The sequence below is a fragment of the Methylophaga frappieri genome (genome assembly GCF_000260965.1).
GTDB lineage: Bacteria > Pseudomonadota > Gammaproteobacteria > Nitrosococcales > Methylophagaceae > Methylophaga > Methylophaga frappieri.
The window spans coordinates 1,126,233-1,140,244 of record NC_017856.1; the positions used below are offsets into that span (position 1 = coordinate 1,126,233).

Annotated in this window: 16 protein-coding genes; 13 read left to right on the forward strand and 3 right to left on the reverse strand. The window is 48.9% G+C overall.

What is annotated here, in order from left to right; all coding sequences use genetic code 11:
• Positions 1-2 precede the first annotated feature (2 nt).
• On the forward strand, positions 3-725 hold the full coding sequence (locus tag Q7C_RS05215) for an SIMPL domain-containing protein (RefSeq protein WP_238532348.1): 723 nt from the start codon (positions 3-5) through the stop codon (positions 723-725).
• Between the two features lie 77 nt (positions 726-802).
• On the opposite strand, the gene Q7C_RS05220 is transcribed toward Q7C_RS05215, so the two are convergent.
• Positions 803-1,819 carry a Gfo/Idh/MocA family protein gene (locus tag Q7C_RS05220; RefSeq protein WP_014703670.1) on the reverse strand — a complete coding sequence of 339 codons (1,017 nt, stop codon included), beginning with the start codon at positions 1,817-1,819 and terminating at the stop codon, positions 803-805.
• Positions 1,820-1,946: 127 nt separating this feature from the next.
• Between Q7C_RS05220 and Q7C_RS05225 the strand changes: the two genes are divergently transcribed.
• A complete protein-coding gene (locus Q7C_RS05225) occupies positions 1,947-2,459 on the forward strand; it encodes a peroxiredoxin (protein WP_014703671.1) in 513 nt (170 codons plus the stop codon).
• Positions 2,460-2,495: 36 nt separating this feature from the next.
• Here Q7C_RS05225 and rpiA read toward each other — a convergent pair whose 3' ends face one another.
• Positions 2,496-3,191, reverse strand: coding sequence for a ribose-5-phosphate isomerase RpiA (gene rpiA, locus Q7C_RS05230; RefSeq protein WP_014703672.1), 696 nt, complete (start codon positions 3,189-3,191; stop codon positions 2,496-2,498).
• A 77-nt stretch (positions 3,192-3,268) separates the two neighbouring features.
• On the opposite strand from rpiA, the gene Q7C_RS05235 reads away from it, so the two are divergent.
• From Q7C_RS05235 to nhaD, 3 genes are all read left to right on the forward strand, one after another.
• On the forward strand, positions 3,269-4,156 hold the full coding sequence (locus tag Q7C_RS05235; RefSeq protein WP_014703673.1) for a fructosamine kinase family protein: 888 nt from the start codon (positions 3,269-3,271) through the stop codon (positions 4,154-4,156).
• Between the two features lie 3 nt (positions 4,157-4,159).
• Positions 4,160-4,630: a low molecular weight protein-tyrosine-phosphatase gene (locus Q7C_RS05240; RefSeq protein ID WP_014703674.1), complete on the forward strand. Its 471-nt coding sequence runs from the start codon at positions 4,160-4,162 to the stop codon at positions 4,628-4,630.
• A gap of 62 nt (positions 4,631-4,692) precedes the next feature.
• The gene (nhaD, locus tag Q7C_RS05245; protein ID WP_014703675.1) at positions 4,693-6,177 is read left to right on the forward strand and encodes a sodium:proton antiporter NhaD; all 1,485 of its coding nucleotides are present in this window, start codon (positions 4,693-4,695) and stop codon (positions 6,175-6,177) included.
• A gap of 1 nt (position 6,178) precedes the next feature.
• On the opposite strand, the gene Q7C_RS05250 is transcribed toward nhaD, so the two are convergent.
• A complete protein-coding gene (locus Q7C_RS05250; protein WP_014703676.1) occupies positions 6,179-6,853 on the reverse strand; it encodes a MaoC family dehydratase in 675 nt (224 codons plus the stop codon).
• 216 nt (positions 6,854-7,069) lie between these two features.
• Here Q7C_RS05250 and Q7C_RS05255 point away from each other — a divergent pair, with 216 nt between their 5' ends.
• The 8 genes from Q7C_RS05255 (at position 7,070) to nth (ending at position 14,011) form a co-directional block, all read left to right on the forward strand.
• Entirely contained in the window at positions 7,070-8,131 is a 1,062-nt protein-coding gene (locus Q7C_RS05255; protein ID WP_014703677.1) for a 3-deoxy-7-phosphoheptulonate synthase, read from the forward strand.
• 205 nt (positions 8,132-8,336) lie between these two features.
• A complete protein-coding gene (rsxA, locus tag Q7C_RS05260; RefSeq protein ID WP_014703678.1) occupies positions 8,337-8,918 on the forward strand; it encodes an electron transport complex subunit RsxA in 582 nt (193 codons plus the stop codon).
• 3 nt (positions 8,919-8,921) lie between these two features.
• Positions 8,922-9,479, forward strand: a complete 558-nt coding sequence (gene rsxB, locus Q7C_RS05265) for an electron transport complex subunit RsxB (protein ID WP_014703679.1) — start codon at positions 8,922-8,924, stop codon at positions 9,477-9,479.
• A complete protein-coding gene (gene rsxC / locus Q7C_RS05270; RefSeq protein WP_014703680.1) occupies positions 9,479-11,017 on the forward strand; it encodes an electron transport complex subunit RsxC in 1,539 nt (512 codons plus the stop codon). The genes rsxB and rsxC overlap by 1 nt, the downstream gene beginning before the upstream one ends.
• Positions 11,014-12,039 carry an electron transport complex subunit RsxD gene (gene rsxD, locus Q7C_RS05275; RefSeq protein WP_014703681.1) on the forward strand — a complete coding sequence of 342 codons (1,026 nt, stop codon included), beginning with the start codon at positions 11,014-11,016 and terminating at the stop codon, positions 12,037-12,039. Before rsxC ends, rsxD begins: the two co-directional genes overlap by 4 nt.
• On the forward strand, positions 12,040-12,678 hold the full coding sequence (gene rsxG / locus Q7C_RS05280) for an electron transport complex subunit RsxG (protein WP_014703682.1): 639 nt from the start codon (positions 12,040-12,042) through the stop codon (positions 12,676-12,678).
• Positions 12,675-13,364 carry an electron transport complex subunit E gene (locus tag Q7C_RS05285; RefSeq protein ID WP_014703683.1) on the forward strand — a complete coding sequence of 230 codons (690 nt, stop codon included), beginning with the start codon at positions 12,675-12,677 and terminating at the stop codon, positions 13,362-13,364. Before rsxG ends, Q7C_RS05285 begins: the two co-directional genes overlap by 4 nt.
• The gene (gene nth / locus Q7C_RS05290; RefSeq protein WP_014703684.1) at positions 13,361-14,011 is read left to right on the forward strand and encodes an endonuclease III; all 651 of its coding nucleotides are present in this window, start codon (positions 13,361-13,363) and stop codon (positions 14,009-14,011) included. Before Q7C_RS05285 ends, nth begins: the two co-directional genes overlap by 4 nt.
• The last annotated feature ends 1 nt before the right edge of the window (position 14,012 follow it).

A 14,012-nucleotide genomic window follows, 5' to 3' on the forward strand; every position in this document is an offset into this window, starting at 1 on the left:
CAATGATGACGGAGAAGCCATACTTTTTGCCGGCCGTAAGCTTGGGGATTTGTCTTTTGATTGGTCTGGCATTGCTGGGCAGTTTACTGGGCACCGCGTTGCTGGATATGAAGCAACTCGAACGCAGTGTTACGGTAAAAGGCTTGTCAGAACACGAATATGAAGCAGATATTGTCATTTGGCCAATTCAGTTTACCGAAGCCGATAATGATCTCAACCGTCTTTATCAGCGCATGGAATCAGGTACGCGTAAAGTTCGCGATTTTTTAACTGACAAAGCGATTGCAGACAGCGAAATCACCATTAATGCCCCGGCGATAACCGACAAGTCAGCCCAACAATATGGTGGCGCAAGACCCGATTTTCGTTATACCGCTTCGCAAACCGTGACTGTCTACTCTGAAAACATTGCCGCCGTGCGTCAGGCAATGTCCGACATGGCCGAGCTGGGCAAACAAGGTCTGGTTCTGACCGGCAATAATTACATGGCTCAAAGTGAGTATCTGTTTACCCGGCTGAATGAGATCAAACCACAAATGATCGAAGAAGCAACTCGAAATGCGCGTGAAGTCGCAGAGAAGTTTGCTGAAGATTCCAATAGTAATCTGGGCAAAATTAAACAAGCTTCGCAAGGCCAATTCAGCATTTATGCGCGTGACAACAATAATCCGCACATCAAAAAAGTGCGCGTTGTTTCGACTATTGAGTATTACTTATCAGATTAATCGCAATCACAGCGCCGCCAATTAGACACGGCGGCGCCAGTATTGCCTGATCCTGTCAGCCGATTTTCCCGTCGGATTTATGTTGATTTTATCTCGACCAGACGACGCTCACGTATGGATTGTAATGCTGCCGACATCGCCGCACAGTTCCCCTTGGCATCGGCAAAGCTGAGAACCGTTGGTTTGTGGTTCAAAGCACAGTCCGAGAAATGCTGAATTTCCCGAACAAACTGATCTGCCGCAGCCAGCCGGACTGTCTCCTGCTGACCAGCTTCTGTCCACCAGGAAATAATCGGCTCCTCTTCAGCCGGTTGCCAGACCTGATGACAGCGAATTCCGCCCAACGTGCCGATGATTTCATAAACACTGCGACGGGCATGTTCAAAACTGATCTCAAACTGCGCATATCGGCCGGCGCCAAAATCAAACTGCCCAGCCAGACTCAAGTCCGCACTGTGATCATTTAGATTTGCCATGGCGAATGCGGCTGTTGGTTCACCATCAAACCACATCCGTGCCGTGTGAACCGCATACGGACCAATATCCCACATTGCTCCGCCACCATTATCTATACTGCGATTAACGCGATACAGGCGTGCTGGCTTCATGGGAAAAGCAAAATGGGTATTGACCACCCGAACCTCACCAATGGCACCGGACTCAATAATTTCACGCACTGCTTCATGCTGCGGATGAAACCGGTACATGAACCCTTCCATTACCGTGACACCCGCTTGTTCTGCCGCCGATTCAATGGCGGTAATATCGGCAACGGTCAGTGCCATCGGTTTCTCAATCAAGACATGTTTACCTGCTGCAATCGCTTTCAGCGCCCATTCAGCATGCTCTTCGTTGGCCATCGGTAAATAAATGGCATCAATATCCGGTCTGTCCAGTAAAACTTGTGGATCATCAAGTGCTTCAACCGGCTGACCCGCCGCATATTTCTCGAGCGCCTCTGCTGCCGCGCCAGAACGCCGACTTGCAACGGCTACCAGTACCGCATTATCAGCCTCCAGTATCGCCGGAATCAGTTTTTCTACAACACGGGCAGCGCCAAGAACGCCCCATTTCAACGCAGGTGAATTTGCCATCAGTAGCTCCTCGTCTGAATAGTTGCCTCATGATAACGGCCTCATCGCCGTTCGCCAAACAGATGGTTTTTAATCCTCGGTTTTTGGCTTATGCTTAAGCTCCCAAAAATAGTTGAAGGAGAACAACATGGCGATTGAAACCGGACAATCTATTCCCGCCGGTAAACTGACAGAATGTGTTGAATTTGATCCGCATAATGGTTGCCCAATGAATCCGCAGCCTTTGGATGTACAGGAAATGGCCAACGGTAAAACCATCGTTTTGTTTGCCGTTCCGGGTGCTTTTACGCCACTGTGCAGCGCCCAGCACTTGCCTGGCTTTGTCGCGTTGGCTGATGAAATTAAAGCAGCCGGTGCAGATGAGATCTGGTGTATGTCGGTCAACGACGCCTTTGTCATGGCTGCCTGGGGTCGGGAAAACCAAGTCACAGGTAAAGTTCGCATGATGGCTGACGGCAGCGCTGAATATGCCAAAGCACTTGGGCTGGATCGCGATTTAACCGGTGGCGGCATGGGTATTCGCGCCTATCGCTTTGCGATGATTATCGACAATGGTGTCGTGCGATACATCGGTGTGGAAGGCTCTGGCGAGTTTGGTAAATCAAAGGCAGAAACGATTCTCGAACAACTTAAAAAATAAGTATCACACCACCAGCAGGTCTATCCTGCTGGTGGTTCAATCCGCCGTTAACCGAATCACGCCTTGTGCCTTGCCAATTAAGACCTCACTGGCAAGCAGATAAAAAATACCATGTTCAACTACCCCCGGCAGAGTTGACAGCAGTTGATTAAGGTTTTTCAAGGTAATATCGGTAAAGGTCATATCCAGTACAAGATTGCCATCCGCACTATAAAATACATTGTCCCCGGCCGCATTTGGCCGCAAGCTGCCCTGCCCACCTTGTTGCTGCAACGCAGCCTGAACGAGTTGCCAACAATCGGGCGCCACTTCTACCGGTATGGGATGCTTTTCACCAATCTGGCGAACCTGCTTGCTTTCATCGACCAACACCACAAATTGATCCGCGTGTCTTGCTAATAACTTTTCTTTGACCAAATCCTGGCCACGGCCTTTGAGCAGACTCAAGTCGTCACTTACCTCATCCGCACCATCCACGTACATATCCAAACCTGACAACTGGTTAATACTCAGGACACTCAAGCCGGCCTTAATGGCGCGGTTATGACTAATAACCGAGCTGGCAACAACACGCAACTGCAACTCTTCCTGCCGACTACGCTGCGCCAGCGCATCAATAAACAGATTGGCTGTTGATCCGGTTCCCAGCCCAACTATCATCCCATTTTCCACCATATTCGCTGCCTGTTCAGCTACCTGTTGTTTAGGATTCACAGCCGGATTATTGGTCATCAGAGCGCTCCTGTTATGGTTGGCAAAAATTTCTGACAGCTTATCATGTCTTTTTTGTCTTGCGACGGAGTTCTGTTATGACAGATTTGAATGCCATCATTACGGAAATTGAATTAGCAACAGGGGAAAACTGTCAGCCTTTTCAAAGTCGCAGTATTGGTGGTGGCTGTATTAATACAGCCTATTTATTGGAGACGCCATCTGGGGCATTTTTCGTTAAAGTGAACCGTCCGGACCTGGAACACATGTTCACCGCCGAAGCGCAAGGACTCAATGAAATGGCGGCAACTGAAAGTGTGCGTGTGCCTCAGGTAATTTGTTCAGGTCGAACCGGCAGTGATGCCTTTCTGGTTCTGGAATACATCGCGCTACGTGGCTTACGAGGTAATGCCGCCAGCACACTAGGGGAACAGCTGGCTCATATGCATACCCAGGTTCAGCCCTATTTTGGTTGGCTGATGGACAACACCATTGGCAGCACACCACAACCAAACGATCGGCAAACAAACTGGGTTACATTTTGGCAGCAATATCGTCTCGGTCACCAATATCATCTGGCAAGTCGTGCCGGCTTTGCCAGTCAGTTGCAACAAAAGGGAGAGCAGCTCATTGAGGTGGTGGCCGACTTTTTTACGGACTATCAACCCGAGCCGGCCCTGTTACACGGTGATTTATGGGGTGGTAATGCTGCTGCAGATGAACACGGGCAGCCAGTGATTTTTGATCCGGCCTGTTACTATGGCGATGCTGAAGCCGACTTGGCAATGACCGAACTTTTTGGTAGTTTCGGCTCCGACTTTTATGCCGCCTATCGCGCCGTCAGGCCAATTGATAGTGGCTATCAAACTCGAAAAACGCTCTATAACCTCTACCACATTCTCAATCATCTGAATTTGTTCGGGGGCGGTTATCTCGGACAGGCTCAGGCCATGACGGAACAACTCTTAGCTGAAGTGAAAGGATAACGTATGCAACCTATCAAAGTACTGTTCGTCTGCATGGGAAATATTTGTCGGTCACCGACGGCCGAAGGCGTGTTTGTGCATTTGTTAAAGCAAAATAATGCGTTAGATCGATTCGAAGTCGACTCTGCCGGCACGCATGCCTATCATGTTGGCGAACCCGCAGACAGTCGGGCACAGCAAACTGCCCGGCAACGTGGCATAGACTTATCGTTTATCCGGGCCCGCAAATTTACTGCCAGTGATTTCGCACATTTTGATTACATTTTGGCAATGGATAGCGATAATCTGGCTATTTTACAACGCGCCTGTCCAGAGGAATATCAGCACAAGGTGCAATTGTTTTTGGATTACGCGACACAGTTTGATGAATCGGATGTGCCTGACCCGTATTACGGCGGCCCTCAAGGCTTTGAACATGTTTTTGACTTGGTCACCGATGCAGCAAGTGGGTTTTATCAAAAAATCACGCATTAGCAGCTTGCCATTCTGTCAACGGTGCGTATATTAAGCTGCTTTTCAATGACACAGGTTTCCTGATGGACCGCTTTAATCGACGCCACGTTCCGTCTGCAATATTGTGGTTTGCAGCATTGCTTTCACTGATGTTCTCTCTGCCGGCTGTAGCCGCAGAAAGTCAGGTGGCACTGCTGGATTTGACTGGTCACTGGGTTGGCTTTGTGGCACTGGCCATTTTCTTTGTTGCCTATGCGTTGGTGATTCTCGAAGAAGAAATTCACATGCGCAAGTCCAAGCCGGTCATTGTAGCTGCCGGTCTGATTTGGGCGCTGATCGCTTTCGTATATGCGCAGCAGTCAGATCCCGTGTTTCATGAAACAGCCGGGATAATGATTCGCCACAATTTACTGGAATATGTCGAACTATTCCTATTCCTGTTAGCAGCCATGACATTTATCAATACCATGGGTGAACGTGGCATCTTCGATGGCGTTCGGGCATGGCTGGTAAATCAAGGCTTTAGTTTACGCAGTATTTTTTGGCTGACAGGACTGATGGCCTTCTTGATCTCGCCGGTTGCAGATAATTTAACTACGGCGTTACTGATGGCAACAGTGGTCATGACCGTCGCAGCAGGAAATCCAAAATTTATCGTGCTTGGCTGCATCAATATTGTGGTCGCTGCAAACGCCGGTGGCGCCTTTAGCCCATTTGGTGACATAACCACGCTGATGGTCTGGCAAAAGGGTGTTCTAGATTTCCATGAGTTTTTTGCCTTGTTTTTGCCGGCGCTGGTGAATTGGCTGGTACCGGCGTTTATCCTGGCTTTTGCTATCCGTAACGTTGCATCGTTGCCAGCGCAGGAAACGGTGCAACTCAAACCCGGCGCATTGGTGATTGTCGGTTTGTTTATTGCAACAATTACGATGGCAGCAAGTGGTCATCACTTCCTGCATCTCCCGCCGGTACTTGGCATGATGACGGGCCTTGGTTTGCTCAAGCTTTATGGTTATTGGCTCAAGTTGCAGGATCAAAAACTGCTCAGTCGGACAGAAACTGACGGCGAAACCCCGTTTAATTTACGTGATGAAACCCAACAACATGCGCCATTCAATATTTTCAAACAATTACAACAGGCCGAATGGGATACGCTCATGTTCTTTTACGGCATTATCCTTTGCGTGGGCGGACTGGGTACTATTGGTTATCTCAGTGTTGGTTCTGAATTACTTTATGGCGACCTAGGTCCCACAACAGCAAACATCTTGATAGGTGTCATTTCAGCGGTGATCGACAACATTCCTGTGATGTTTGCTGTGCTATCAATGATGCCGGAAATGAGTCATGGTCAATGGTTGTTAGTGACATTAACGGCTGGCGTTGGTGGTTCACTGCTGTCGATTGGGTCGGCAGCAGGTGTCGCAGTGATGGGGCAGGCCCGCGGCATTTATACCTTTTTCGCGCACCTGAAATGGATTTGGGCAATCGCGCTGGGTTATGCGCTCAGTATCTGGTTACACCTGTGGTGGAATGCTCGTTACTTTGATGCCGTACCGCTAACCTGAGTTAGAAATACAAACGCATCACTAACTGCGCAATACAGGCGACCCGTTTACTGTTTTCAATTTCGATAGTCACCTCACGAACCAATTCAATACTGCGTTTCATCTCACGAATATCGATAATACGGCTGTTGGCACGGATACGCATGCCGGGTTTGACCGGTGATAAAAACCGAACCTGTTCCAGACCGGTATTCACGACCATTTTTGCTTCGGGGTAAGGATTGTGCTTCGGATCGACACTATCTGTGAGCATGGGAATCAGGGATAAGGTTAAAAATCCGTGTGCGACCGTTGACTTAAAGGGGGACTCCGTTGCAGCTCGTTGCGGATCAGTATGAATCCATTGCATATCGCCGGTTACGCTCGCAAAACGATCAATACTTTTTTGGTTTAGCGTATACCAGTCACCAACATCCTCGGTCGTCGTGAATTGCTGTTGTAACCGGACCATAACCTGACGCTGGGCAATGAGTGGGTCAATCGTTTCATGAGTCTCTGGCGGCGTTTGCCAAAAGAGTAATTGACCCCAGGGCAGGGAAATATTTCGCATGTCTGTCAACGTGCGATTGAGGCGGTTGGGTAACTCGCGCAGTGTTGCCTCCACTTTTAGCCGTAATCCGGCGTTCATGGATTCAATTTTTTCCTGACCGTGTTTTAAAGATTCAACCAGACGCATACTGACCTCTCCATGGTTACTATAGCTGAATGACGAGAATCTGACACTACTTCATGCCATCAAAGTAAACTCAGCATAATCTATGCCATGATTAATCGACGTGTTCTCTCGTGATCATCGGAAAAAACCCATGTCGGAACACGGTTATCCGTGGCACAACAAGGCTTCAGCAGGTACAATTAGCGCTTTAAAACTTCCATTGGGCATCATCGCGCCATGCTTTACAGCACAGATGATTTACGCATTGTCGGCATTCAGGAGGTCTTGCCTCCAGCTGAATTGCATGAACAGTTACCGATCACAGATGTGGCATCGGAGACGGTATTTAATGCCCGAAAAAGTACCCAAGATATTCTGCATCAACGGGATGACAGACTGATCGTTATCATTGGTCCCTGCTCTATTCATGACCCCAACGCCGCGCGGGATTATGCTAATCGTCTGCAACCACTGATTAGTGAGTTAGCCGAGGATTTGCACATTATTATGCGAGTCTACTTTGAAAAACCGCGCTCCGTCGTCGGTTGGAAAGGACTCATTAACGATCCCTACCTGGATGGCAGCTTCAAAATCAATGATGGTTTACACATTGCCCGCAAACTGCTGCTGGATTTGGCAGAAATGGGCGTGCCAGCAGCCAGCGAATATCTGGATTTGATAAGTCCACAGTACATTTCAGATTTGGTTTCCTGGGGAGCTATCGGTGCCAGAACGACTGAAAGTCAGGCACACCGTGAGTTGGCTTCGGGTTTATCATGTCCAGTCGGTTTCAAAAATGCGACGGATGGCGGCATGCAGATTGCTGTCGATGCCTGTTTATCTGCTTCGCGACCGCATCATTTTATGTCGGTAACCAAATCCGGGCACTCGGCGATTTTCTCTACGACAGGTAATCCCGATTGCCATGTTATTTTACGTGGCGGCAAGCAGCCAAACTATGATGCTGACAGTATTAATCAGGCCGCTGAAGTCATCGCGAAAAGCGATCAGCCAGTCCGGCTTATGATCGATTGCAGTCATGCCAACAGCGGTAAAAGTCATATCAAGCAACCAACCGTCTGTCGTGAAGTCAAAGATCAGGTGGCAGCAGGCGACTCACGAATCATTGGTTTGATGCTTGAGAGCAATCTGGTCGGTGGCCGCCAAAATGCAGAGCCAGATAAGCCCTTGGTTTATGGCCAAAGTATTACCGATGCCTGCATGGCTTGGGATGACAGTGTGCCTTTACTGTATGAGCTTGCTGAAGCGGTGCGTAGTCGACGGCAGAAGTTAGCCTGATAGTCGGCGTATTTGCACCTGAGTCAGTGGCACTATCTCTCTGTGCCGAAAACTAAATTTAAATAAGAAAATCAATATTTTGCGTTATGAAAACACCGTTTTCTACGCTATAATTGACGATTAAAACAAGACTGGCTTGTTGATTGTCAATTAAAGGTTTTGCACTGATATGTATATAAATTTGAGGAAACAGACAGGTTAGTCAATGGCCGATTACGCGCTCATCTTGATTAGTACCATTCTGGTGAACAATATTGTGCTGGTTAAATTCCTCGGCCTGTGTCCGTTCATGGGCGTGTCTCGTAAACTGGAAACCGCCATGGGAATGGCCTTGGCAACCACGTTTGTGCTAACCCTGTCCTCTGTCAGCAGCTACTTGATTAATGCCTATTTATTGGCGCCGCTGGGTATCGAGTTTTTGCGCACCATCAGCTTTATTTTTGTGATTGCGGTTGTCGTGCAATTCACTGAAATGGTAGTTCACAAGACCAGTCCCCTTTTATACCAGGTATTGGGAATTTTCTTGCCGTTAATTACCACTAATTGTGCTGTGTTGGGTGTTGCACTGTTGAATGTTCAGGAACAGCATGGTTTTCTTGAGTCCGCACTCTACGGGTTTGGTGCAGCCATCGGTTTTTCAATGGTACTGATTATCTTTGCAGCCATGCGGGAACGTCTGGCTGCAGCGGATGTACCAGTACCATTCCAAGGTGCTGCTATTGGATTAATCACTGCCGGTTTGATGTCAATGGCATTTATGGGCTTTGCCGGGTTGGTTCGGGTTTAACGCATGTTGACTGCAATCATTGCTTTGACTTTGTTAGCGCTCATTCTCGGCCTGATGCTTGGCTTTGCGTCAATTCGGTTTCGGGTCGAAGGTGACCCGATTGTCGACAAGATCGATAAAATTTTGCCACAGACCCAGTGTGGACAATGCAGTTTTGCCGGTTGTCGCCCTTACGCAGAAGCCATCGCTGCGGGGGAAGTCGACATCAATCGCTGTCCACCGGGTGGCGAGTCGACAATTCAAGCGTTGGCCGATTTACTGGACGTTGAACCCAAGCCACTTGATGAAGCCTGTGGTGTCGAAAAACCCAAAATGCTCGCGGTGATCGATGAAGATCGCTGTATTGGTTGTACTTTGTGCATCCAGGCCTGTCCGGTAGATGCTATTTTGGGGGCAGCTAAACAAATGCACACCGTCATTGCGGCAGAGTGTACGGGGTGTGAATTGTGCGTTGAGCCTTGTCCAGTAGATTGTATTGATATGGTTGAAATGCAACCCGATCCGCATACATGGCGTTGGCCGGATCCGGCAACAGGTGTCCCGCAACGGGGCAATAGCTAATGCGTCGCCCTGTCAGTGATTTTCCCGGTGGTTTACATCTGCCGGGACACAAAAAGCGTTCAACGCAAACGCCGATCCGGAAAACACCGCTGAGTAAACAGCTGATTTTGCCCTTACAACAGCATATTGGTGAAGCCGCCATGCCAATTGTTGCTGTCGGTGACACTGTCCTGAAGGGCCAGCGTATCGCCCGTGCCGATGGTCATGTCTCCGTGTGCCTGCATGCGCCGAGCTCAGGTACAATCACCGCAATTGAAGAGCGACCGATACCACATCCTTCAGGTCTGTCAGCCCCCTGCATTATTCTCGAAACAGATGGCGAAGAAACGTGGATAGAACGCCATCCGATTCGTGATTTTTTACAACACTCAGCGCATGAGTTGAGACAATTAATCCGCGATGCTGGCATTGTTGGATTAGGTGGTGCCGGTTTTCCCAGTTTTATCAAACTCAACCCTGGCATCCATCACCATGTCGATACATTGCTCATCAATGGCGCAGAGTGCGAACCCTATATCACCTGCGACGCAATGCTGATGCGTGAGCGAGCCGAAGGTGTACTGGATGGCATCGAAATCATGCGTCATGCGCTGTCTGCGCGCGACGTTTTAATTGCCATTGAAGATAACAAGCCAGAAGCCATCACAGCGATGCAACTTGCCTTAGGCAGCCGCCAGTCACTCGCTGACGCCGATATTGTGGTGGTGCCAACACGCTATCCAACTGGCGGTGAAAAACAGCTAATCCAGGTAGTAACGGGTAAAGAAGTGCCGAGTCATGGATTGCCCATCGACATTGGCGTTGTTTGCCATAATCCGGCCACGGCCTATGCGATCGGCCGCGCTGTCATTCATGGTGAACCGTTAATCTCGCGAATCGTAACGGTCACTGGTACAGATGTGACCCATGCGGGTAACTTTGAAACCCTGTTTGGAACCCCCATAAAAGCCCTGCTGGAATATTGTCAGACACGCCGACAACCTGATGAACCCTTCATTCAAGGCGGGCCGATGATGGGCTACAGCCTTGCTGGAGATGAGCTGCCAGTCACCAAAACCGCAAACTGTATTCTGGTCGGTGTCGATGAAGCCGCCCAGACCAGTGAGCCTTTGCCCTGTATCCGTTGTGGCGATTGTGCCAGTGTCTGTCCAGCCAGCCTGTTGCCACAGCAGCTGTATTGGCATGCTCGCGCCAAAGAATTCGATCAGACTCGCGATTACAAATTATTTGATTGCATTGAATGTGGATGCTGTGACTATGTCTGTCCAAGCAAAATTCCGCTGGTGTCTTATTTCCGCTTTGCCAAAACCGAAATCATGAATCAAGAGCGTGAACGAAACAAAGCCGATCATGCCCGGGAGCGATATGAAAGTCGTCTTGCCCGGCAAGAACGCGAACGGCTGGAAAAAGAACAACGGCAGGCTCAACGAAAAGCCGCCCTGGCTGCCTCTAAAAAAGCCGCAGCTGCCAAAGCAGATAGGCAGGAAGCGCCGGTGCCACCTGCTAAAAAACCGGACATCGCCAAGGAAGGTCAATGACCAGCTTCAAGTTCAGTCCACCATTTTTGACTGGCGCCAATCGCGTTACCTTGCAAATGGTGCAGGTCATTATTGCTCTCATTCCAGCGATCATTGCTTTGGTATTTTATTTTGGCTATGGCGTTCTGATTCAAATCATCTTGGCCCTAGTGACCGCATTGCTCACTGAAGCGGCCATGCTCAAGTTAAGAAATCGGCCGTTGAAACCCTTTCTTAGCGATGGCAGTGCTGCTGTAACAGCCGTGTTACTAGCGGTGGCCATTCCCCCCTTGTCGCCTTGGTGGTTGACAGTACTCGGGGTCAGCTTTGCCCTTATTTTTGCCAAACATCTTTATGGCGGATTGGGGTATAACCCGTTTAATCCGGCAATGATTGGCTATGTTTTGCTGTTAATTTCTTTTCCACTGGAAATGACCACTTGGTTACCGGTGAGTTCGTTGGCAAGCCAGGTGCCCGATTTCAAGATGGCGGCTGAATTGATTTTTACTGGTCAATGGCAGGGTCAAGGTGTAGATGCGCTTTCCGGGGCGACACCGCTGGATCAAATGAAAACGCAAATCGGTCTAATGCGCTCGCCAGAGTATGTTAGCAGCCAACCCTTATTTGGTATGTTTGGGGGGCTTGGTTGGGAGTGGATCAATATCTGGTTTGCCATTGGCGGCATCTGGTTGCTCTACCGGAGAGTGATTAGCTGGCATGTTCCCGTAGCGTTGCTAGGCAGTTTGTTCCTTATCAGTACAGTCGTCTGGATAGTGGCGCCACAGGTTTCGGGCTCCCCCCTGTTCCATTTGTTTAGTGGTGGAACCATGCTGGGCGCTTTCTTTATTGCCACAGATCCGGTATCCGGTTCAACGACACTAAAAGGACGGCTGGTTTTTGGCGCTGGCGCCGGGCTGCTGATTTATCTTATCCGGATTTGGGGTGGCTATCCCGATGCCGTCGCCTTTTCTGTGATTATCATGAACATGTTGGTACCGTTGATTGATTACTACACGCAACCGCGTGTGTACGGAGCCAGGTAAATGGGTAAGCTTTGGCAAAATCCCGTTATTCGGGTTGGTCTTATGACGGCATTATTTGCGATTAGTGCAACCGCACTCGTGGCGTTAACAGAAAAAGCAACACGACAAACTATCGCTGAAAACGAATATCAGGCCTTATTAGACACACTGGAAGTCTTGATTCCCTCGGATCAGTTTGACAATGCGATTGTTAACGATACGCTGACATTACCACCGACACCGGCGCTAGGGACGACAACGCCAACACTGGTTTATCGAGCACGTCAGGCTAATCAGCCGGTCGCTGCTATTCTGAACGTTGTTGCTCCCAATGGATATAGTGGTGAAATTCGATTGCTGATGGGCGTCTATGTTGATGGAAGTCTGGCCGGCGTGAGAGTCATTCACCATAAAGAAACCCCTGGTCTGGGAGATAAAATTGAAGCGCGTCGAGATGACTGGATTTTACAGTTCGCCGGTTTATCATTAGATAAACCACCCGCAACAGAGTGGCAGGTCAAAAAAGATGGTGGGCAGTTTGATCAATTTACTGGGGCGACCATCACCCCTCGGGCAGTGGTCAAGGCGATTCGGGATGGATTGGCTTTTTTTGCTGCAAACCGAGGTAAACTGTTTGCCACGCAGGAGAACACACCATGAATGCTATGCGTCAAATTATCGTAGATGGATTGTGGAAGAATAACCCCGGCTTGGTGCAATTACTTGGCTTATGTCCTCTCCTTGCGGTGACTAATAATGTTATCAATGGTCTGGGTCTCGGCTTAGCGACCATTCTGACATTAGTCGCCTCAAATGGCACAATTTCACTGCTGCGCAACCATATTCCGGACGAAGCTCGACTACCGGTATTTGTGATGATTATTGCCTCGGTAGTTACCGCGATTGAACTGGCAATGAATGCCTGGTTTCATGAGTTGTATCTGATTCTGGGGATTTTTATTCCACTTATCGTGACAAATTGCGCCATTATTGGTCGGGCAGAAGCCTTTGCCGCGCGCAATCCGGTCAATCCAGCCCTGCTGGATGGGTTAATGATGGGTATTGGCTTTCTGCTGGTACTGGTGGCACTTGGCGGCTTACGTGAACTTCTCGGTAGTGGCACCCTGTTTAGCGATGCACACTTAATGTTTGGCGAAGGCGCGCGAGGATTAACCTTGACCGTTTTTGAAGACTATCGTGGTTTTCTGATGGCATTGTTACCACCTGGTGCGTTTATTGGCTTAGGGCTGATCGTTGCTCTCAAAAATGCCATTGATGATCGGCAAAAAGTACAACAGCCGAAAACGATCAAAGAAATGGCTGGTGCCCCGGCAGGAAACGCATGAATCGAGCCCAGCGCGCTGCTTTTTTTGCTCGTCTGCAAGCCGCAAATCCTAACCCCACGACCGAATTAATATATCAATCGCCTTTTGAATTATTGATTGCCGTGATTTTATCGGCACAGGCAACGGATGTGGGCGTCAACAAAGCGACAGCCAAACTCTACCCCGTCGCCAACACGCCAGAACATATTTTGGATTTAGGCATTGATGGACTCAAACAGCATATTAAAACTATCGGTCTGTTTAATAGTAAGGCCGAGAATATTATTAAAACCTGTCAGGTCTTAATCAGCAAACATGACAGTCAGGTACCCGATAACCGTGTCGAATTGGAGGCCTTGCCAGGTGTCGGACGCAAAACCGCTAATGTTGTGCTGAATACCATTTTTCGGCAACCGGTCATGGCCGTTGATACGCATATATTTCGTCTCTCAAATCGCACCGGCTTAGCGAAGGGAAAAAATGTGCGGGAAGTTGAGGATAAACTGATTAAAAATACGCCAAAGCCTTATTTGCTCGATGCGCACCATTGGCTGATATTACATGGTCGTTATGTCTGCACTGCCCGCAAACCAAAGTGTGGTGAATGTATTGTGAATGATTTGTGTGATGATTTCCGACACCAATCCAAAATGATGACCGCCCATTAAG